The 23,789-nt window shown below is 47.2% G+C and carries 14 protein-coding genes; 1 reads left to right on the forward strand and 13 read right to left on the reverse strand.

What is annotated here, in order from left to right; all coding sequences use genetic code 11:
* Positions 1-128: 128 nt before the first annotated feature.
* From KDM90_RS07415 to KDM90_RS07475, 13 genes are all read right to left on the reverse strand, one after another.
* Positions 129-1,898 carry a bifunctional metallophosphatase/5'-nucleotidase gene (locus KDM90_RS07415; RefSeq protein ID WP_230409659.1) on the reverse strand — a complete coding sequence of 590 codons (1,770 nt, stop codon included), beginning with the start codon at positions 1,896-1,898 and terminating at the stop codon, positions 129-131.
* A gap of 198 nt (positions 1,899-2,096) precedes the next feature.
* Entirely contained in the window at positions 2,097-4,493 is a 2,397-nt protein-coding gene (locus tag KDM90_RS07420; protein ID WP_212674935.1) for a TonB-dependent receptor, read from the reverse strand.
* Between the two features lie 310 nt (positions 4,494-4,803).
* Positions 4,804-5,646: a 2OG-Fe(II) oxygenase family protein gene (locus KDM90_RS07425; RefSeq protein ID WP_212674936.1), complete on the reverse strand. Its 843-nt coding sequence runs from the start codon at positions 5,644-5,646 to the stop codon at positions 4,804-4,806.
* Between the two features lie 135 nt (positions 5,647-5,781).
* Positions 5,782-6,774, reverse strand: coding sequence for a nucleoside hydrolase (locus tag KDM90_RS07430; protein ID WP_212674937.1), 993 nt, complete (start codon positions 6,772-6,774; stop codon positions 5,782-5,784).
* 143 nt (positions 6,775-6,917) lie between these two features.
* Positions 6,918-7,886, reverse strand: coding sequence for an ABC transporter permease (locus tag KDM90_RS07435; RefSeq protein WP_212674938.1), 969 nt, complete (start codon positions 7,884-7,886; stop codon positions 6,918-6,920).
* The gene (locus tag KDM90_RS07440; RefSeq protein WP_212674939.1) at positions 7,879-8,976 is read right to left on the reverse strand and encodes an ABC transporter permease; all 1,098 of its coding nucleotides are present in this window, start codon (positions 8,974-8,976) and stop codon (positions 7,879-7,881) included. Before KDM90_RS07440 ends, KDM90_RS07435 begins: the two co-directional genes overlap by 8 nt.
* Positions 8,973-10,493 carry an ABC transporter ATP-binding protein gene (locus tag KDM90_RS07445; RefSeq protein WP_212674940.1) on the reverse strand — a complete coding sequence of 507 codons (1,521 nt, stop codon included), beginning with the start codon at positions 10,491-10,493 and terminating at the stop codon, positions 8,973-8,975. The genes KDM90_RS07440 and KDM90_RS07445 overlap by 4 nt, the downstream gene beginning before the upstream one ends.
* A gap of 128 nt (positions 10,494-10,621) precedes the next feature.
* Positions 10,622-11,626, reverse strand: coding sequence for a BMP family lipoprotein (locus tag KDM90_RS07450; protein ID WP_212674941.1), 1,005 nt, complete (start codon positions 11,624-11,626; stop codon positions 10,622-10,624).
* Positions 11,627-11,794: 168 nt separating this feature from the next.
* Positions 11,795-12,715, reverse strand: a complete 921-nt coding sequence (gene rbsK / locus KDM90_RS07455) for a ribokinase (protein ID WP_212674942.1) — start codon at positions 12,713-12,715, stop codon at positions 11,795-11,797.
* 115 nt (positions 12,716-12,830) lie between these two features.
* Complete coding sequence (locus KDM90_RS07460; protein WP_212674943.1) at positions 12,831-13,460, reverse strand: uridine kinase family protein; 630 nt, start codon at positions 13,458-13,460, stop codon at positions 12,831-12,833.
* 523 nt (positions 13,461-13,983) lie between these two features.
* Entirely contained in the window at positions 13,984-17,526 is a 3,543-nt protein-coding gene (locus KDM90_RS07465) for a hybrid sensor histidine kinase/response regulator (protein WP_212674944.1), read from the reverse strand.
* Between the two features lie 121 nt (positions 17,527-17,647).
* Positions 17,648-18,352: a histidine phosphatase family protein gene (locus tag KDM90_RS07470; protein ID WP_212674945.1), complete on the reverse strand. Its 705-nt coding sequence runs from the start codon at positions 18,350-18,352 to the stop codon at positions 17,648-17,650.
* Between the two features lie 9 nt (positions 18,353-18,361).
* A complete protein-coding gene (locus KDM90_RS07475; protein WP_212674946.1) occupies positions 18,362-19,546 on the reverse strand; it encodes a response regulator in 1,185 nt (394 codons plus the stop codon).
* A gap of 556 nt (positions 19,547-20,102) precedes the next feature.
* On the opposite strand from KDM90_RS07475, the gene KDM90_RS07480 reads away from it, so the two are divergent.
* Positions 20,103-23,789 (forward strand): PAS domain S-box protein, encoded by a 3,687-nt coding sequence (locus KDM90_RS07480; protein ID WP_212674947.1) that lies wholly within the window; start codon positions 20,103-20,105, stop codon positions 23,787-23,789.

Raw genomic sequence — 23,789 nt, forward strand, 5'->3', positions numbered from 1 at the left:
TATTTGATCAATTAATCGATCAAATCATCGATCAAATCATCGATCAAATAAGCAATCAAACAAGCGACCAATCCGCGCCAACGATAAACAGGCAAATCGTGTTCATTCAGCGGCAATCATTATTCCATTTAATTGATACGTTTGACTCGGCCCGCCGCCTGCAAACTACCGACTGGAGTACCTGCGGCTTCACGCACTTTGACGTAATGAATAAATACGTCAAGATCTTTAATTCCCGTATCGATCACATCGGTCGCTTTCAAAAAGGTAGGAATGCGATCACCACCACCAGCAATAAAATTATTCGCGACAATCCGATATGTGCGTGCATTATCAATCGCAACACCGTTTAGTTTCAACGTTTCTGGGAGCACCCGCTGACCGATCGGTCGTTGTTTATCCCAAGTGTAGGTAAGACCTTCCGATACCTGCAAAACATTACGTCCATCTGGCGATTCCTCATCAACCCACATTTGTTCTTCTAGCAGTGTTCGCAATTGTGCGCCGGTGAAGCTCATCAAAACCAAGGTGTTTCCAAAAGGTAGTACCGAAGAAGTTTGTCCATAGGTGCTCATATTGCCACCTACGGTTTCCAAATTACCACGTATGCCTTTATTGTTCATCAGTGCTATCTCGGCTCCTAGGCTTTTGACTGCTTCGAGTTGAGCATCCGCGACAACATTACCGAGCGGTGATTCGCCAGCATCGTTCATCTTTCTGCTAAGCGTTGCAACTGCCAAACGCGCAATCGGCTGTGTAATAATCGCATGACTCAGTTCGCGTGCTCTCTCAATCAAACCCGTCATTTCTTGCGGGATCGGCTCGGTGGATGGCGTCATGGGAAGATTGACCGCTGAGATCTCTTGCACTTGATGGTGGATTGGATCAATGGTCAAACGGAAACGAGTAAGGAGATGCCCATACATTTGGGCTTGTGTTACTAAGCGTCCCTCCACTTGGCAAGTAAAACCGGTATGGCTGTGACCACTCACGATTAATTTGATCGCCGGATCAAGTCTCTTGACGATGTTAACAATTGGGCCTTTGAGTTGGGTACACGCAGGTTGATCAAATGCTTCTGTGGTCGTACCGCCTTCGTGAATCAAGACAATAAAAACACTCACACCTTGTGCTTTCAGCGCGGGTATGGCTTGATTAATTGCCTCTGCTTCATCGATGAAACGCAACTCCTTCACATTTTCGCGAGCAACCATCATCGGCGTATCGCGTAACACTGCGCCAATGAAGCCAATTTTCACACCTTTCACGTGCTCGATGTGATAAGCGGCGAAGTAAGGATTGCCGCTGGCTTTGTCCAACACGTTCGCAGCGATGTACTTAAATTTTGCGCCGGAAAATTCACCATTAAACTTACAGGCTTTATCAGGTCGCGGCGAATCGCAGCCACCTTGCATTTGACGCCTCAGCTCTTGCACACCTTGGTCAAATTCATGGTTACCTAAAGCGCTGACGCGCAAGCCCATACGACCCAGTGCTTCTAAAGTTGGTTCATCCGCAAAAAGCGAAGAGATCCCTGGACTAGCACCGATTAAATCCCCGCCGCCTACAAACAATAAATCCTTATCTTGTTGGCGCCACGCCTGTAAATACGCGCCGAGGACTTCGATCCCGCCACCCGTCACTGTTTGTGGTGTCGCGATTCCGGCCCGCGTCAAATTGAATTGTTCTTTTTCTATATGCCCGTGAAAATCATTGATCGCCACCATGTTAATCACGATAGGCTTTTGTTCGCTCGATAGCGGAGAAGCAGGCGAAGGCTGTGAAGATACTGGCGTGCTGTAATTCGCACAAGAGAGCAGACTCAGGCTCAACAGTGTCAGCAAGCCCGTACGCGCTAGAGTGGGGGAAGAGAGATACTTGAAGAAATTGGGTGTCATGTGTTCAGACAATCGAAGACGAATGAACAGTTCACAATTCCCAGTTTCATTCGACAAAATTAAAAGGTCTGCAACCGAAGTTGCAGACCGAAACGACTTAACTACTTGGAACGATCACACATCCTATCGTTTTGTCCCTAAGGCCAACGCAATAGAGACAGGTGCGATCGCATCCAAGCTCGGAGCACAGTACAGGGATTAGAAATCGCCTGACAATGTCACAGATGCAAAGCGTGGTGAACCCATGTAGTAGAACACGGTTTTCGCAGCAGCAGTACCATACGCTTTCGCATTAGTAATGTTAAAGCTTGATGGATTGCGGTACTCACGGTTTGTCAAATTGCTGATGTTCAAACGCAATGTAGGTTTTTTCACCCAGCTCGTATTCGGGAATTGATAACCGAAATCCAAACCAACCAAGGTATAGCTTGGAACCAATTCATCATTGGTCATCGTTGCCCATTGTTCGCCTGTGTATTTGACTTTGGCACGTGCATAGAATGAACCAGTTTCATACATTGCGCTCAAGCCTGCTTTCCATTCTGGCGTTAAAGTCATTTGCTTGCCAGCAGTTGGCAGTGTCGCCGTTTTGCTTACGATCAAATCGTTTTTGATTTCACTGTTCGCGTAACCGATAGAACCATAGAAAGAGAAGCCGTTCACTGGCGTGTTACCCAATTCCAATTCCCAACCATACGTCTTCACTTTACCAACGCTAGTCAAACTGCTGATATTCGCAACTGGGTCGTAAGCGGTCGCTTGACGATCACGGAAATCGACAGAATACAAAGTCGCTTGTGCAGTCAATTTATCGCTTTGCAAACGGTAGCCCAAATCCATATTCATGGACGTTTCTGCTTTGACATCCACTGGCATTGTCGGTTGATTATTCACCAACACAACGTTGTTCGTTGTGGAATACACGAAGTTTGGAGGTGCCTTCATGTTTTTCGCCAAGCTGAAGAAGACCTGATTGTTATTATCAATCTGGTAGCGAGCGCCCAATTGTGGCAATACTTCGGTGTAGGTTTTTTCGATATGGTAATCGACGCCAGAGTTCGTGCCTTCGTTCGCCTTATTCGTGAAGTCACGCTTCATGTTTGGCGCGCGCACGCCGACATTGATCGTCAATTTATCGTTCATCAAACTGACTGTGTCTTGCGCGAAAATTTGGCTAGAAGTACTGATCGTTCTCCAATCACGGGATTGGAACGGTGTACCGTCAGGACGCAAGATACGTCCTTCCTTCAACCAGATGTCATTTGCATTGCCGTTGGCATCCACTGCAACCATAGGGCCGAATTGGTCGTGTGTCGCGCGTTCGTACCAGAAACCAGCCAACAACTGATGATCACCCATAGTATGGGTAACAGATGCTGTCACACCAGGGCGATTTGTGCGTGTCACGCTACTGTTTGCAACGATTACGCGGTCCAAGGTGTCGCCGTCACCATTCAAATCGACTCCCGCTGTATTTTTGCCTGTCGTTTTGTTTAAGAACCCTGCTTCGGATTGCAATTTTTGTTGGTTACCACCTGTACCATAGCCATACCAAAAGTAAGGAATGACTTTGATGTCGGTATTCTCACCAATACGCATTTTCGCCGTCACGGAAGCGATGGCGTTTTCGAACGGATTTTTTGTCAATTGATAGTATGCATCGCCAAATGCCGAATTCGTATCGCTACCTGCTTTGCCTGGTGAGGCTGCAGCGTGACCAACCCAAGTTGTGGCGTAATCATAGTTATAACCAAACTTTGCCAAGTCAGCTAAGCTAAAGGAACTGATGTTTTGATTGATTGCGCGGTTGTACAACACAGTACCGCTAATGTAGTTGAATTTATCAAAATCAGTACGGAAGCCAGCGTCGATATGGTCGCGATTTGCACCGCCTTTACCTTTCCATTTATCGGACTGTGCGTGCGATCCAGAAATAAAGAAGCGCGTTTTCAAACCCTCGATCGTGCCTGTGTCATAACGTACATACGTTTTTGACAGATTCAATTGACCCAATGTTTGCGCGATACGCAAACGAGAAGTTTTTGAAGGATCGCAAGTCGTGATACCGAAGTTACCACCAGTTGCACCGATTTGTGGAGAATCAACGTCGGTTGAACCTTGCGTCACAAATTGGGTACATGTGTTTTCTTGATCCACATATTCTTGTGGGTAGACCGAGAAACTACCGGAATCATTCACTGGTACACCATTGATGGTCGCACCGATTTGGTCACTATTAAAACCACGCAATGTCAAACCACCACCGAACAAACCTGTCGCGTCGTAGTTATAACTATTCACCGCTGGCATCAATTCCAAAGCTTCGTATGCGTTACCTGTTGGACGTTGTTTCGCCAACTCTTCCGCTGTAATGGTACTGCGTGCTTTTGGTGTATTTTCTTGAACCATCAAGCCCATACCGACTTTCTTACCCGTGATCGTCACTTGAGATGAGCTGATCACTTCATTGGATTCGGTTGACTCTTTATTTTGCGCGTACGCGCTCGACATACCCAAACAGGTCAGTTGGCAAGCAACTGCTAACATGGTTAGGCGCATCGGGGTACGGCTCAATGGTTTTCTTGTTTGCTTCATGTAACACTCCTTACTCGTTGATGTGATTTAAATTGAATCTGAATTTCTTTGCATCTTACTTATTGCTCGCTTCAATCGATTTCGAATCGATTTCAAAACTGAGGCCAACGTATAAAAATCTCTATTTCACTTCATTACACTATTGATTATGCAAATGTGTACGTACAAAAAATCATGAAAATAAATAAGTAACATAAGCTGATTTCATCGCATTTTTACTTCCAGAAGATGACAGCCTCGTTTTTCTTTTAGAGTAAATGCTCGAATACAACAGCGATTGCACTTTCTTCTTTATCACTTACTATTTAATTTAATTTTTAGAATGCAATTCATGCAAACGCTCGGTTAAATACGAACCGGCTGTATGCCGTGCGGATAAGACCACTTCTGGACGTGGGTGCAAAAACAATGGCAATGAAACGCGAGATTTTTTTGCTTCCTCACCAGTCGGATTGAGGACTCGATGAATCGTCGACGGGTAGTATCCCTCAGACGCTTCGCACAACATATCGCCGATGTTGACAATCAACATACCAAAGTCACACGGTACATCATGCCACTCGCCATCCTTCCCAACTACTTGCAAACCTGCCGCCGTTGCTGCCGGCAAAATCGTCAGCAAATTAATATCGCCATGCGCGGCAGCACGTACTGCCCCTGGTTCTTCATCACCACTCAATGGTGGGTAATGTAAGACACGTAGTAAAGTTTGTTCGCTCCCCGTGATCATTTGCGATAAGGGCATTGAGTATTTTGCTTTGACTTCTGCTGGCGTGTATTCCTCCACCCATTGCAACAGTGTCGCAGCGAGGTTCGCGCCATCTGCGTAATAGCGGCGCGCTGCGTCAGACACCTCAGCTGGATAGCGCCCCCAAGGGTAGATATGATAAAACTCTTTCAGATCTCGCTTGGTGTAACCCTTCGCAGTTTCCGAAACTGTAGGTGAAAAATAACCATCATATTTCTGCGGATCATACGCATATTGATGTTTCGCCTCAGATTGAAAAAAACCATACCACTCTGCATACACAGAGTTCAACAAAGCTTGTGATAAAGGGTGATTCGTCAATACGCCAAAACCGGTATTGTGCAAACTTTCTGCAAAGTCTTTTGCCGCAGTGGGGCTAGTAAAATCAACGGGTGTTATCAGCATGTTGCACTCCTCGAACTATTCATAAAATTTTCACCAAAGCCAGTGAGAATAAGGCTTTAGTACAGATACTCTGTGACACTAGATACAGTCACATCAACTGGAATTAAAGCGCAAATCTCGCGGGACATTATTGAGCTAAGCCAACAGCGGTGTACGCAACCAACTTGTTTCCAAGACTTGCTCAATCAACTGCACACACTGACCCGCGTCAACTTGCATACAAACTGTTGTCACAGGACGATTCGGTTCCCAACCCGGTTCTGCATAAACGAGATGACCAAGACGATCGAGCATAGTCTGACCATTACCCATTCCTTCGAGCTGCACGCGAACCGTGCCAACTTGGGTCTCAAACAATTCTGGAGCGACCAAATAGACGAACGCCAAAATATCGTGCCCGTAACAAGCATGTCCCAACTCTGGACGCGCTTTCTCATGAAAGTCGCTGTAGAAATTCACTGCGTGCAAGAGTGTTGCTAACGCAGGATGGTGCTGGTGATGTTGTGCGAGTTTTTCAAAATAGATCGAAGGCATAACAACACGATGGGTCACATCGAGTCCGACCATCGCCAGTTTCCAGCCTGCTGTGAATACCCAATCTGCCGCATGCGGATCATTCCAAACATTTGCTTCTGCAACAGGCGATACGTTACCTGGTTCAATGATCGTGCCCGCCATTAAGACGACTTCTTTAATCAATTGCGGCAGTGTAGGTTCGAGCTTCAGTGCAAGTGCTAAATTGATCAATGGACCAACTGCAACGATGCTGATTTCGCCGGGATAGCCACGCGCCATTTGAACGATGTACTCTGCGGCAGAGATCGCTAAAGGAGTTGCGTTGATTGCCAAACGTGAGGGTAAGTTGCCTAAGCCATCATCACCATGAATAAAGCCTGGCGGCGTACCCGGCGTCTTCATTAGAGGCAATGCGCCCCCTTCCGCAACCGGAATATCAAATCCGGCGAGACGGGTCAAATACAGCGCGTTTGCGGTCGCCTGTGGCACTTTCACATTGCCAAAAGTGGTCGTGATACCAACGACGTCGATCGCCGGATGCGCTAAGGCAAAATACAAAGCCATGGCATCATCGACACCTGGGTCTGTATCAAAAATAACTTTATGTGACATATTAATCTCGTTTTTGTCTCGACAAATATCCTTATCCAAACCGTAACGTTGGACAAGCTCACTTTCATTTCAAGGCAGGCTTTGCCCGGTTCAGGCAAGAGCGAATCCTCGCTATTTCTTCAATTCATTCCGCGCGTTGTTCCTTAACGCGATTTTACAAATGGCACACCCAGCGCTTTTGGCGCCACGGATTTTGCCATCACACCAGCCAATACAATTACTGTCACAACAAACGGTAACATTTGAATCAGCGAACCTGGTATCTGTCCGACAATTGGAAATGCCACGCCTTCCATTTGAATTTGTAATGCAGCAAAGAAGCCGAACATCAAACAACCCAAGGCGGTTTGGATTGGGCGCCAATTACCGAACACCATCGCAGTCAACGCTAAGAATCCATTGCCTGCGGACATATCACGCAAGAAAAAACCGCTTTGGACGATCGCCAAATACGCACCCGATAAGGAACACAACACACCACCGCATAGCAGAGCCAAATAGCGGGTCTGCGCAACATTAATCCCGGCCGCATCGGCTGCATGCGGATTTTCACCAACTGCGCGTAGACGCAAACCAAAACGACTGTGGTTCATCAGCCAATGCAAAAAAGGAATCAAAGCAAATGCGAGATAAACGAGGATCGTGTGTCCACCCAAAAATTTGCCGAGCAGCCAATTCAAAGCGGGAATGGTCGACCACCAATCGGCAAAAGGAAAATTGAACACAGCAAAACGAGCCGCGCCAAGATCTGGACTCCGTCCGCCCAATTGAAAGAAATACTGCGCCAAAACAAATGTCAGGCCGGACATAGCGATATTGATCGCAATTCCAAACACCAGCTGGTTGCCTTTTTGATTAATTGCAACATAACCCTGCAACAAGACGATGCAACAAGAAACCAAGATGCCTGCAGCGACGCCGAGATAGGGATTTTGGAAAGCATAGGTACATGCTGCAGCGACAAACGCAGAGGCCAACATTTTGCCTTCAAGGGCGAGATCAATGATCCCGCTGCGTTCCGCGAACACGCCCGCAAAGGCAGCGAATAAGAGTATCGGTGCACTCCGTATCGTCGCCACCAAAATCGTGGAGAATTGAAAATCTTCAAACATGCTTCCCCCACTTCTGATCGATCGAGTTTAGGATACGTGACAATGCTGGTGCGTACATATTTTCCATTGCACCACAAAACAGAATAATCAATCCCTGGATAAATACGAAGGTCTCAGCAGGAATATTCGGTTTTTCTAAAGACAAGTCGAAACCACCTTGTATCAAGATTCCGAACAAGACAGCAGATAGAAAGATACCAATCGGATGTTGCCGTCCCATCAAAGCCACCGCGATTCCGATGAATCCAGCACCATTGGTAAAATTCAAACTCAAATAATGCATCGAACCAGCCAGCGTGTTCATTGCCGCCACACCGGCCAAGGCCCCCGAGACTAACATCGTCACGATCACCACCATCGCCATCGAAATGCCAGCGTATTGAGCGGCATGTGCACTCTTTCCGGCAGCCCGCAGAGCATAGCCCCAACGGGTGCGCCAAACGACAACACCGTAAATTAGCAAAAACAGCACAGCCAAAACAAAACTCAAATTCAAAGGTGTGTCACCGAGCACTGGAAACACACTACCCAAGCGAGGCAGCCACCCCGTTTCCGCAAATACGCGGCTCGCAGGATTTTGTTCGCCAGTTGGGATCATGTAAGTAATGATCAGAAAATTCATCAGAGAAGCAGCGATGAAGTTAAACATAATCGTCGTTACCACGACGTGACTACCGCGCCGCGCTTGTAAATAACCAGGGATAAATGCCCAAGCAGCGCCAAACAAGGCCGCGCCCATAAAGGCCAAAGAAATCAAAAACCAAGACGGCATGCTTGCATCAAACTGCAACATCACAAGTGTGAGACCCAATCCACCCAAGTACATTTGGCCGTCACTACCGATATTAAATAAACCAGCCTGCATAGCAACGGATACCGACAACCCAGTCAAGATAAAGGTGGTGGCATAGAACAGTGTGTAGGCGAAGCCTTCCACATTACCAAGCGAACTATTTACCAATATTGCCAATGCCTCTAACGGACTTTCGCCCAACAAATAAATCACACCAGCAGCAACAACCAATGCGGTCAGCAAATTCAAAAAGGGAAGAACGACATTGGTCGCCCAGCGAGGTAGATCGGAATTCATTTATGTAAACCACCCATCAACAAGCCGATACGTGTGGTGTCGTAGTCAGCGATATTCAATTCTCCCGTGATGCGTCCACCTGACATCACCAAGATACGATCCGCCAAGGCGCGGATTTCTTCTAATTCTGCGGATACCAACAAGATCGCGACCCCAGCATCGCGTAATGCGAGCAATTCGGTATGAATGCGTTGAATCGTGCCAATGTCCACTCCTCGGGTAGGCTGCCCGACTAACATGAGTTTCGGTTTCGCTGCGATCTCGCGAGCCAACACAATTTTTTGCTGATTTCCACCTGACAACTGCGATATGCGTAAGTGTGAATCGAGGGGACGAACTTCAAATTGCTCCAGCAAGGCATCACTCGCGGCAACCGCCTGTTTTTTATCCAGGTAAATTTGTTCACTCTGTTGGCCCAACAGGCAATTTTCCCAAACAGAGAATGACTTAATTACGCCGTCACGCAAACGATCTTCCGGAACATGAGATACGCCCAATTTGCGCAATCGCGCCGGCAACTTAGGATCGCGTTTACTGAAATCAATCGCCTCCTGCTGAATCACAACCTGACCAGTCATCAGATCCGCTTGCGCAAAACGCATCCCTGACAGGATCTCTAAAAGTTCTGACTGTCCATTCCCAGACACTCCTGCAATCGCAACAATTTCACCGGCTCGCACAGAGAAATTGATGTCCGCCAGCAAACTGACGCCTTGTACATTTCTTAGCTGAAGATTAGTCACTTCTAACACCGTCGCACCAACTTCAAGCGGTTGACGTGCCAACTCGGTTGCAACACTGCGCCCCACCATTTTGTGGGCGAGCTCTTCCTTATCGGTGTGTGCGGTTTGCAAAGCGGCGACGACGGTGCCTGCACGCATCACGGTGACTTCGTCGGTAATTGCCAAAATTTCTGGCAATTTATGCGTGATCAAAATCACGGTTTTGCCCTGTTGCTTAAACAAACGTAAAATCGCAAACAAGGCATCGGCTTCTTGCGGAGTTAAAACTGCGGTCGGTTCATCTAGAATCAAGATGTTCGCATTCCGGTACAACTGCTTTAAGATTTCAACTCGCTGCTGCTCGCCAACTGAAAGACTATCAATCCGCGCATCAAGACGAATATCAAGTTGATAGTCAACACAAAGTGTTTGCAATGTTTGCTTCGCTTTGGCCCGCTGACCGCGCAAACGGAAACCACCTTCCATCCCAAGCATGATGTTGTCGAGCACCGTCATGTCCTCGACTAACATAAAATGCTGATGAACCATGCCTATGCCTAGTCCAATCGCGTCATGACTATTCCGAATCGCACGAACTTCGCCATCAATGAAGATCTCACCCGCATCAGCATGATAATACCCATATAAAATGCTCATTAAGGTCGACTTACCTGCGCCATTTTCTCCAATAATGCCGTGAATAGATCCACGTGCGATCGCAAAACTCACCGCATCATTCGCGAGGACTTTACCGAAGCGCTTTGAAATTTGGCGAAATTCAACTGCAATAGGCATGTTTTCAAAAGTTTCTGGAAATTCCCGCCGAATGAATTGACCGGGAGTGGATAAACAGGATCTGGATCACACAAAAGAAAACCGCAGCACCTGTATTAAAAACATGGTGCTGCGGTTTTCAACATCATTTACAGGGGACAACGACTTGCTTCGCGGTAGTCAACGACTTTTACTTTTCCGTTGAGAATATCTTGCTTCGCGCTGTTCACGCGTTTTTCAATTTCTGGGGTGATCAGGCTACGATTGTCTTTATCCAAAGCCCAATCCACACCACCTTCTTTTAAGCCCAAATTACTGACACCCGCTTTCCATGTGCCGTTTTTCATTTGCATGAAACTATCATAAATCGCGTTATCAACACGCTTGACCATGGAGGTCAGCATCACGCCTGGGAATAAATAATTTTGGTTGGAATCCACCCCAATTGCCATCTTGCCTTTTTCTTTCACTGCTTGGAGTGCGCCCATACCACTACCGCCTGCCGCCGCAAAAATCACGTCGATTCCGCGCTCCATTTGTGCACGCGCCAACTCACTACCTTTTGCAGGGTCATTCCACGCTGTCGCCGTGGTACCGACAATATTCTGTGTCACTTCTGCCTTTGCATCCACAGCCTTCGCGCCTTGGGTGTAACCACATGCAAACGCACGAATCAAAGGAATATCAATCCCGCCGATGAAACCTAATTTTTTTGTCTTGGATGCTAAAGCTGCCGCGACGCCAACAAGATACGACCCTTCTTGTTCCTTAAATAAAACAGAACTCACGTTTGCACCTGCGGCAGTACCATCGACAATCACAAACTTCGTATTGGGAAATTCTTTGGCCACAGTCTGCACTTGCTGCGCATGGGTAAATCCAATCGCAGCAATCAAATTGATGCCTTTACGCGCCAAGTTTCGCAAGACTTGCTCACCTTGCGCGTTGCTCATCACTTGCACATCGACATAGGAAATTTTGGTGTCTTTTTTAAACCGCTCAGCACCTTCATAAGCAGACTGGTTAAATGAACGATCAAATTTACCACCTGCGTCATACACCAAAGCATATTTAGGCTGGTCCGCAAATGCAGTCGAAGAGAACGCTGGCATGAGCACAAGGGCACTGAATAAAAGTGATGAACGCAATTTCATGTTTATAAACTCCTGATTAGCCTGGTTGGCCTATTTCACTAAGTTCGCATCTTTAGGGGCTAGACGTTACGAATGATGCCACTTCGTCACGTCAAACCTAGCATCCTGATTTTTTGCTTGGTCGGCAATATTGTTTACTTCTTGAGCAGCCCGCGATTATAAAGCCATTCACTGGTTCTGTAACTGTCGTTCGATGGCCGATCGATTTGGAATCGAGGTTTGCGCACCGAGTTTTGTCACAGCACAGGCCGCCGCTGCCTGCGCAAATAGGCAAGCTTGACGTAAAACTTGTCCTTCCGCCAATGCCACTGATAAGGCCCCGACAAAGGTATCGCCGGCTGCAGTGGTATCAACCACGTTCACTTTAAATGCAGGCAAACTGTATGCAGATCCAATATCAGCAACCCAAATCCCCTCGCCTCCCAAGGTCACAATCACCACCGGAACACCTCGTCGCTGCAACGCGCTTGCTGCCTCGGCAGCACTGAGTACATCAATGACGCGAATGTCCGTTAACATACTTGCTTCTGTTTCATTCAACACAAGGTAATTCACTTGCGCCAACAATACATCGTCCAAGGCTTGGGCAGGCGCTGGATTCAATACCACTTGGACACCTGATCGAACTGCGAGTTCAACTGCGTGGCGAACAGACTCTAGTGGAGTCTCTAATTGACACAACATAATTTGCGACTTAGATAGCATCTGCTGCGCCGAGTCAACATCAACAGGAGAAACTAGAGCGTTTGCTCCAATCGCTAAAACAATCGAATTTTGACCCAAATCATCCAGCAAAATCGCAGCAACACCTGTTGCCATTCCATCCACATTGCGAACGTATTGGCAATCAATTCCTTCCGATTGAAGTGCTTGCAAACTACTATGGCCATTGACATCATTCCCGACGCAAGCAAGCAAGGCAACGCTACCACCAGCTCGCGCGGCGGCCACTGCCTGATTCGCACCTTTGCCACCATGGATTTGATGGAATTGGTGCCCCATTAAGGTCTCACCGGGCAAAGGCATACGCGGTGTGCTGAAGACCAAATCCATGTTGATACTACCCACAACCGCGATCTTTGCTGACATAGAAATTATCCCGGACTCGCTAAATAAAAAAGCCAATTAAAAAGCTAAATAAAAAGGCCAACTAAGACGCCAAAATGATGCTAAGCCAATTCTCGCAACATGACCAATTAACTCTTTACTTTGCGAGTACAGCAGAAACTTTCGACTGTAAGAAAACACTGAGAAGTTCCAAACCGCGATCAAATCCGTGGTTATTCGGAATAACCAAATCAGCATTACTACGATGCGGCAAAATGTACTGTTCGAACGCGGGTTGATGATGATTGCTCAAGCGATATAAGACATCATCTTGATCATATCCACGCTCGACAGCATCACGTTGTATTCGACGATTGCGACGATGATGATCTTCCGCATCAATAAATACTTTCAAGTCGATGATCTCGTTAAGAGCTGGATTATGTAAGGCATAAATCCCTTCTAACAACACAACGGGTGCAGAAGGAATCGTAAAAATGCGCGGCTCAACGTCAGCATTGTTAAAAGTGTATTCTTTAATTTGCAAATCCTGTCCGGCTCGCAATTTCAACACGTCCTGATAAAACTTATCCAAATCGAGCGAAGACGGAATATCAAAATTTTCAATATTATTATCGTCTTGCGACTGTTGATCGATCGATTTGTAATAATTGTCTTGCGAAAGCAAAGCCACGCTTCCCTCTGGCATCGAAGCGAGCAAGGAATGGATGAATGTCGTTTTACCACTACCGCTACCGCCAGTAATTCCAACGAGATATGGTGTCATGATCTATTTACCTATAAAAAAATCACCAAGCTGATCTTACATTAACGAGATCGGATTGATGACATCGAAGAACTCCACGCAATCGCCCAGCCTATTTACTCAGCTACACCACGTCACCGAATGATCTTATGCGTTGACGCAAATCCAGCATATGGCTCAAGCATGCAACTGTCCATCGAGCGGACGACATGATTGCGAGCAATTGGAAAGCACTACAGGGCAAATGGCTTGTACTTCAGCCGTTTGCGTGGAACAAACTTCGTTTAAATCTTACAAAATATTTTAAAACTCAGACCAATTCGTCTGCTGTAATACACGCACACCTGTCACCAATACCGTGATGCACAGATGAATGAAGGGGCGCAAGTATAGCCGTATTCAACTGATTTCGACAATCGCGACACTTTAGCAATATTTCTACAAAAACAAGAAGCCAACAAATCCCGACCTAGCCAAATAAAAAAACACGGGTCGACGGTACACGCGGTGACCAAGGCCAGATTCACTGACCTTGCAAAACAAACTATGCCGAATCCGATGGCAACTCTTGCCGAATAATATGCAATGCTTCCTTAAATGAAAAATTCTCTATCGCAGCGCTCAAGCGTTTGACTTGCTGCGGATAATGCAGTGCGACGCTGGTTTGAATTTGGCTATAAAATTCACTCGCATCTAAATCGTCTTGCTCGAGCAATTCGCAAAGCTGTGCGAGTTGTTGTTGCAGATCATTCAAGGCGACCGTCGCGATCTGTTGCGCTGCCGGTAAAATCCGTTGCAGTCCCTGCGTCAAACTGCTCAATTCAAAGCCCATCGTGTCGAGTTGCGCCTTGAGTTGTGAAAGCTCATTTTGATAGCGCAGACTGTGCTCGGCCTTGCCGGCATATTCTTGCAGTTTTAAAAATCCCAATGTCCCTGCGAGTCCCTTTAGTGTATGCAATCCGCGCTCCGCATCTCGCATTTTTCCGACCTCAATTAATTCACGCATGACACTCGCATCTTGCCCGTGCTCCGATCCAAAACGACGCAACAAACCAAGCAAGCGTTCAAAATTGCCGTTGACGGACCGCAGGCCAGCGGCCAAATCGAATCCGGGTATTTGATTCAACTGCTGACGTAGGCCTCGTTCCTCATCATCATTCAAATTAAGGGGAAGCGCTCGATGTTCGCTGACGGGGTCGTGATCCACTGCGTCGGGAATCCAAGTAGCAAGAATTTGCGCTAAAAGATAGGGGTCGACTGGCTTCGGCAAATGATCGTTCATACCTGCTTCGATCGCAGCACTACGGTCTTCGGCAAATGCATTGGCGGTCATCGCAATAATCGGAGTCACTCGATACGATTCCAATTGACGAATATGTCGAGTCGCCGTCAATCCATCCATGACGGGCATTTGAATATCCATCAAAATCACGTCATAACTTTTTTCTTCCGCAAAATCGATTGCAACTTGTCCATTTTTTGCAATATCAACTGTCAATTGAATCTCGCGCAGCAGCTCTCCGGCGACTTCTTGGTTCAGCTCATTGTCTTCTACCAAGAGGGCGCGCGTTCCTGGTTTAAACTTGTGCAAAACATGATGTTGCGATTTCGCTTCATTGAAGGCAACCGCCTCCCCCCAATGACGCTGTATGGTCTCAAATAGTATCGCTGGCATCACGGGCTTTGGAATAAACGCTGCGAAACCACCTGCAGCGACTTCATCCGCAGGACAACCACTACTGCCACTGACCAAAATACAAACCGGCATTAATTTGAGTGGCAACAAACGTATCCTTTGCCAACTCTGCGTACCATTCAATTCAGGCATTTGCCAATCAGTAAAAATGATTTGATATGGATCGCCATCCGCGTCCGCACTTGCGACGCGTTCAATTGCCAATCGACCGTTTGCCACAGAATCAGCACGCGCACCGAGGCTCGTCAACATATCGACCAATAAACCACGCGCCTCTTCGACGTCATCGACGACCAGAACCCGTGTGCGCGGTGGCAGCGCGCTAGCTGGACGAGGCTTAGCAACAACCTTAGTGCCAAATGGCACCTCAAGCCAAAACGTACTGCCTTTTCCTAGCACACTATCGACACCAACCTGACCATTCATCAAATCAGCCAAACGACGACAGATCGCAAGACCCAAACCCGTGCCGCCATAAGTGCGTGTCGTCGAAACATCAGCCTGCTGAAATGCAGCAAATAATTTAGCTTGCTGCTGTGCATTCAGACCAATCCCGGTATCCCGCACTTCAAACCGTACGCGCACTTGATCTTCCGATTTTTCTACAACACTACCGCTCAACATCACGCTACCATGCTGAGTGAACTTGATGGCGTTGGTCACAAAATTCAAAAGAATTTGCCCGAGGCGGGCACCATCACCATGCAACATCGGCGGCACATCATTGATGCGAGCGATGACTTCTAGCCCTTTCAATTCAGCACGTTCTCCAGTCAATGCAAAGACGTTGCTGATGATATGCTCCAACTCAAAATCTGTTGGATCAAGCGTCATCTTACCCGCTTCGATCTTTGAAAAATCAAGAATATCATTGATGATCGACAGCAAATGCATTGCCGCACCTGATACCTTATCCAACTGATGTTTTTGTTGCTCGTTGGTGGTGTCTCGTCGAATCAGATGCGTCAAGCCTATGATCGCATTCATCGGCGTTCGGATCTCATGACTCATATTCGCTAAGAATGAACTCTTGGCGCGATTGGCTTCTTCGGCCAGATTCTTGGCGACCATGAGTTCTTCGTTGGTTCTTTGCAATTCGACCGATTGACGTTCGAGTGCGGAACTAGTTGCCGCCAGATTCGCCGTCCTCACTTCCACTAAGGCTTCCAGTTCAGTACGATATTGTGCTAACTCGCGCTCTGCTTGCTTACGTTTGGTAATATCAACCCAAATGCCCGTTAAGAAAGTTCCCGAGCGCAGTATGAGTGGCCGCATTGAAATCCAGAAATCACGCAACTCGCCATTTTTTGTCTCACGTTGATTTTCAAACTCTAAGCCGCCATTCGCAATAATCAGTGCGACCCGCTCGTCCACTTCCTCTCGACTCAAATTCGCTTGGATGTCGTAAATACTTAAAGATCTAAATTCCTCTTCGGTGTACCCCAAGGGTTCGTGCGTCGCTTTATTGAAGCTTGTGAAATGCAGGGTCTCAAGATCCACAACAACAATGCCGATGGGTGCTTGCGATACGATACTCGAGTACAACTCCTCGCGCTCTTTCAATTCGGCAAGTGCACTAGCCCTCTCGACTTGGGCTTGTTTAAACGCGATGACCGCGCGCGCTAAATCACTCACGATCGAACTAGGTCGTTGCGCCATTTCAGCCACAGCTTGAAATATGCTGCTATCTAATCCTGACTCATTTCCAGCGGTTAAATTTTGCAAGCCAATGTTGATACGATCCAAGCGTCGTGCCAAACTTACCGCGACAAAGAACCACAAAACGACCATCCCGATTGCACCCAATCGACTAATTATACTGAGTCGCAAGGACATTTGATCAATCTTTATGCGTGCCTCACTGCTGCTTTTGACGGCATTCTGCATATAAATATCGGCTATATCTGACAAAATCAAATTGAGATCGGCGTAATGCTCAATTGCCTGATCCAGATGCCGACTCGCGGCATTGGTATCAATGGATATGCTATTCGTGCTCGCCAAGACAAATTGACGAAAGCCGGAAAATGCATTCAGCGCGCCCGGAATTCTCTCTTTCACCAGCGGATAGTCATGGGTTCCCCCTATCGTTTTCAATCGTTGCTCGATCTCCGCAACTTTATCAACCACGACTGTATGCATCTGGTAGGCCTGGGATTCGTTGACCCTACCTTGCTTGGCTTGTGCCAAGGATTGCGTGACCATTTTTTGAACCTCAACCGCCTGCCTACTGATCGCTGTCGCTTCTCGAGCGGAACCGACATCTTGTTCCAAATCTACTGCCAAATCTTGTTGAACAGTCGTTAGGACGCTCCGCGTGACATTATCAAAGATCGTCCCTGCCACAATAGCGAGAGCAACTGGGATAAAGAAATACAATAGAAAGCGCATACGCTTTGATTGTCGGGCGGTGAAGTTTGCTAGCATGACGAGGTCAACTCATTGGCAATTTATTGGCAATTCATGGGAAATTGAGTTCCTAAGGGATCTTTATTTCGCTCTCAGATCCATTCTATTTTGCGAGCTGTTCCAGCAATTTGGGAGGAATACTGCCAACATACTCAATGTGATCTTTTTCAATGACGCGCAACACGACAATCGTACCTTCAGGCTTCACAAAATAGCCAATCAGGTCAAATAAATTTGGCGCATGAGAAACTAAGACGCGATTCGTATCGTCGGGTAGAGCGCTTAAGATAAGTTTTCGCGAATCGCGCTGAAGAGGTACTTTTTCTGCGCTCGTAAAATTAGATGAAGACGCGAGAGACAAGGTCGATTGCAATTGCTTCGCCATGTGTGGAAACGCAAGTTCAGCAGTTTCCCGTGCACGACATAGCGGACTATGAAAGACTTGTGCAATCGGGATTTTGGCTCGCTTGAGGAGAACTCCGATCCGTACCGCCAATTTACGCCCATCCTCGTTCAAGATCCGCTGCGTTTCACAATTTGCATAGTCCGTAATCGGCGCGGCGTCATCTCGACTATTGTCCGTCGTTCCATGGCGTAAGTACAAAACGAAACCGCCTTGCTTGAGTTCGTTAAACTGATTCTGGTCTATCCATTTCTCAACGAAATCTGTTTTTTTTTCCTGTGCTTGCACAGGCGCGGCAAAACAAAACAAACACAAATAAGTCAACAGCAACAGTGGAGCCTGACACGCTATGCGAGCACAACGAGTGGGAAAATCCAATAGGTGACTGCGCTTGATGTTCAGCATATTTTAGTCCTAATGAGATTCTGTTTCTTTCGGCACGTCGGAATAACGATTCGCAATATTGACGAATTCTTGTTGTAATTCAAGGAAGGCATCAACAATATCGGGATCGAAATGCTTCGCACGTCCCGCCTGAATCAATCGAATAGTTTCGTCCAATGGATACGCCGCTTTGTAATGGCGGCGCGACATGAGTGCATCAAACACATCGGCGATTGCCATTAATCGGGCTGGCAATGGAATTTTTTCGCCGACTAAACCGAGTGGATAACCTGATCCATCCCACTTTTCATGATGCCCGCCCGCGATTTGCTTACAAACTTCCAAGAAATCTAATGCCGAGGCCGTTAGTGCATTCGACGTAATGTCAGGCGTCTGTTCATTTCCCACTTTGCGCCCAGCATTCACGCTATCAATTGCCTCATCAATCGCCTGCGCGCCGATACTCGCATGGGTTTTCATTACTTCAAATTCCTCTGGCGTGAGTTTGCCAGGCTTCAGCAAGATCGCGTCGGGAATGCCGACTTTTCCAATATCATGGAGGGGTGCCGCTTTCGCAATCCGCTGACGCGTCAGCGGATCGGCTAACTGTGCAGCAAAGCGCGGATGCGATTTGAGTTTCTCCATCAAAACTTCCACATAGGCCTTTGTTCTATGCAAATGATTGCCGGTCTCATTGTCACGCTTCTCTGCCAAAGTCGCCAACGCATGCAGGCTAAAATCCTTGATCAACTCATTCTCTAGCATGCGCCTATGGACTTCGGCATCAAGATAGGCATTCTGATCCGCCAAGCGATCACGAGAAGCTTTTAACTCCAAATGCGCTTTCACCCGAGCTAACAGGAGCGCTGGTTTAACGGGTTTGGCGATATAGTCGACTGCACCGAGTGAGAGTCCGTGCTCTTCGTTTTCATCCGCATCCATCGCTGTCACAAAAATCACCGGAATTCGGCTTGTTTCTGCTTTTTGCCTCAACTGACTGAGGACCTGATAACCATCCATCTCAGGCATCATTACATCCAGCAGAATTAAATCTGGTTGTGGCGCACTCTCAGCGATTTCCAGAGCACGCAGTCCCGAATTGGCGACTCGGACGTGATAGTAGGGACGTAGCAAATGACCAATCACATTCAAGTTTTCTTTGGTGTCATCGACCACCAATACGGTCTGCTGGATTCCCTGCCCAGATGAAGTCATATCGCCGTACTCCTAGTTTGCGTGGCCATGAAAAATTGAATCCATATCTAGTAAACAAAATAGCTAAGACACCGACCACAGCGGACATGTATTCGAAAAAGCCAATAAGTGATTCAACTTATACTCCCAATCACCTTTTACATCAATGTCAGGACTTTCCGTTCACAATAAAGCGACACCACAACAACTAAATAAGAATCAGTCTCAATTGTATTGTTTCTTTTGAGTAAAAACTTGCGTTAAAACAAATCCGCTTGAAAATACGATGAAAGCACAGAAGAAGTTTTTCGTTTCGCCTCTCCAAACACACATAAGTAGCATTTTGAAATATTTTTTCGATAATCAAAATAGACCTACCAACAACATTTAAAGCGCGCATCCCACCCATTACGGTACATCGCTCCGGTGAACCCCAAAATTGCCTCAGCGATCCATCACTTCACTTGCGGCTTTTAATTGAAACGTCTAGAATCAATTTCCAAAAAGCAAGCTTTTCTCCGATCGTTTTTTCTACGCGCACCGCAGTTTGGTTCGTCACACAATACAAAAGCTTACTATGCGCATCGATCAACTCTTTTTAAGCAACAGTGCGTCACTCCCGCTTTTAACTGGCGAATACGATTTACCCTTGGTTGCACTCTCGGTCTTTGTTGCTGTGTTAGCAGGCGTGATGGCGTTTCAATTAGCCGAAATGGCTAGGACCGAAAAACGGCAATTGAATCGCCAAATTTATCTACTGTCTGGTGCCTTTGTTTTGGGTTCTGGCGTCTGGTCCATGCACTTCATTGGTATGCTCGCCTTTAGTGTTTGTAGTACTGCACGCTACGACCGAGTCATTACGATTCTATCGATGCTTCCCAGTTTTCTTGCCTCTTGGGTCGCTCTATTATTAATCGCAAAAGACCGCGTCACACGCTGGCAACTTGTAGTGAGTGGGGTATCTGTCGGTGCCGGAATTGGAGTGATGCATTACAGCGGAATGGCCGCCGTCCATCAATATTTGATCTTACGATTTGATCCACTGATTTTTGGTGTTTCTATTGTCGTCGCAGTGGCATTGTCCATCCTCGCATTATGGTTACGCTTTCGATTGATCGCACATGGTCGATTAAGCAAAGGAGAAATCAACCTGATTGGTGGTGTTGTCATTGGGATTGCGATTTCGGGCATGCATTACACCGGCATGCAGGCAACCCACTTTCTCACGAATACGACCGCGAATTTAGTCCGTGTATCGAACTTGGACCTCGCACTATCCATCGCTGCCATTACGACCCTCGCGATTTTAATTACTGTCGGCGGCAACGTTTTATTGCGTTATCGCAGCATCTATCAACGCATGGTACAAACCGAAGCACGCACCCGCACAATCGTGGAGACCGCTGTCGACGGCATCATCACGATTGACAGTCAAGGTTGTGTGCGAGACTTCAACAGCGCGGCAGAACATATTTTCGGCTGGACCGCAAAGGAGGTGATTGGGAAAAATATTCGCATGTTGATGCCAGAGCCGCAACGTGGTCAACACGATGACTATATTCTTAATTATTTAAGAAATAACCAAGCAAAAATTATCGGATCAGGACGTGAAGTCACTGGTCTACGTAAGGATGGCAATCGCTTCCCACTACGCTTAGCGATAGGAGAAGCGACGCTTCAAAATGAAACCCTCTTTGTCGGCTTTATTACAGATATCAGTAAGCGTAAGCAAATGGAAGAGGCGCTGCATAACAGTGAAAAACAATATCGTTCATTGATCGGCAATTTGCCTGGGATTGCTTTCCGCTGCCGACACGACAACGACTGGAGTATGTTATTTGTCAGTGATGCAGTGGAAAGACTAACCGGGTGGAAACCTGCCGACTTCGTCGGTGGCGGCAAAACTTTTGCGCAATTACTGCACCCTGATGATCAAGAATGGACTGCGCAAAAGGTCAAAGAAATGTTAACCGCCGACAAGGCGTATATGATCGAATATCGAATTATTGATCGATCTGGGAGGGAGCATTGGGTTTCTGAGAGCGCTAGTGGCGTCCGTGATGATGCCGGCAATATAGAATGGATCGATGGCGTTATCATCGACATCACCGATAGCAAGCGACGGAATGCAGAATTTGAGGGGATTGTTGATGCGATTGGTCGCTCGCTAGCGGTTGTTGAATTTGATTTATTCGGCACGATCTTACATGCCAATCAGATTTTTCTGCAGTTAACCGGCTATCAGCTAGACGATTTGGTCGGCAAACACCATGCTATTTTGTGCGCGCCTAGCGAAGCCAATTCCGTCGCCTACCAAGAACTATGGGAGACCTTACGACAAGGCTTGCATACGTCAGGAGAATTTCATCGATTTGGCAAGGATGGCCAGGAAATTTGGATACATGGAAGCTATAACCCAATTTTCGATCCTGAAGGCCGTCCCTACAAAATCATCAAATTCGCCAGTGATCTCTCAGCTCGGCACAAGATGGAACAAGACCTGCGTGAGGCAAAAGTGCGCGCCGAACTTGCTGCCGCCGCGAAGAACACCTTCCTTGCCAACATGAGCCATGAAATTCGAACACCGATGAATGCCGTTATTGGATTCACAGAGGTTTTGTTAAGCGATCCTGCGACCGATACTCAACGTCGCCACCTCACCACAGTACGCAATTCCGCCCGCTCTTTACTGACCTTATTGAACGACATATTGGACACGGCGAAACTCGAACATGGCGCGGTTGAACTAGAAATCAAAGATTTTTCTCTGCGTGATATTTGCATGCAAGTTCTGGCAACCTTACGGATTAACGCTCAAGCCAAAGCCTTACCACTCATCTTAGACTACCCTGATTCGACACCTGAATATTTTCGCGGCGACGCACTACGCATACAGCAAATCCTTTTGAATTTGGTCGGCAATGCAATTAAATTTACCGAAAAAGGTCAAGTCGTTTTACACGTGCATCTCCATCAGGAACAATTACATTTGACCGTGCAAGACACAGGTATCGGTATTGCGTCCGATCGAATCAGCCATATCTTTGATCCATTTGCCCAAGCTGACGCATCGATGAGCCGACGCTTCGGTGGAACAGGATTAGGCACGACGATAGCGCGCCAATTGATCGAGCTCATGCACGGAAAAATTTGGGTAGAAAGCGAGCTTGGGGTTGGCAGCCAATTCCATGTGCAAGTACCGCTACCCATTGGAAGTGCTGTTCCCTCATCTGAGGAACAAACGGTGATCGACCTCCCTCCATTGCATATTCTTGCAGCCGACGACGTTCCACAAAATCTCGAATTGCTCGAAGTGATGCTCAGCCGTTTAGGCCACAAGATCACGACCGCGAGCAATGGTGAAGAAGTGGTCGAACGCTACCGTCAAGGACGATTCGATATCATTCTGATGGACGTACAGATGCCAGTGATGAATGGGCTTGAGGCAGCAGAACAAATTCGTGTCATCGAGAATCAGCAAAACCGCCACCCCATTCCCATCATCGCATTTTCCGCCAGCGTACTAGAAGCCGATGTGAAGGCTGCATTGGCAGCGGGCATGGATGGCTTTGCACACAAACCCGTCGACCTTCTTCGATTAAGTCAAGAAATCGCGCGTCTTCTGAATCTCGATTGCAAAGTACAGACCATCAACTCAACGCCGCAAACGCTTAAACATCCCGTACACGGCTCAGTCATTGACTGGAGTCAGGGGCAACAATTGTGGGGTAGTGAGCAACGACACCAACAAGCGATTCATCAATTTCTCGGCAACTTCCGCGACACGGCGCCGCGTTTGCGCCAATTGCTCGACAATCCATCCGAACTAGCGGCGCAAATTCATAAACTCAAAGGCGCTGCTGGCAATCTCGCGCTCACGCGGGTGAGTCATTTGAGCGAAACGATAGAAACAGAACTGAGTCAACAGCACTTCGATAGCTTAAATGGATTGATTGATCGATTAGCCGATGAATTGCACAATGTGAATGAAGCAATAGGAACGTCAAAGCCGATAGCGCCGACGAGCGAGCACACGAAGGAACCGACAAATCCAATTGACCATGCCCGCTTACTGCACCTACTTCAAGAACTCGATGATGCATTGAAGCATGGAGAACTAGCAGAAGATGTATTAACAGAATTGGCGTCCCAATTACCCGCCACGGATCTTGCAGCACTTGATCAAACCATCAATTCTTTTGATTTTGAAGCAGCAAGACAACTTGTTCTCAACTTACAAAATCACTATCGGCAACAAGGATGA

Source organism: Affinundibacterium fentianense (assembly GCF_018139545.1).
Taxonomy (GTDB): Bacteria; Pseudomonadota; Gammaproteobacteria; order Burkholderiales; family Burkholderiaceae_D; genus Undibacterium; species Undibacterium fentianense.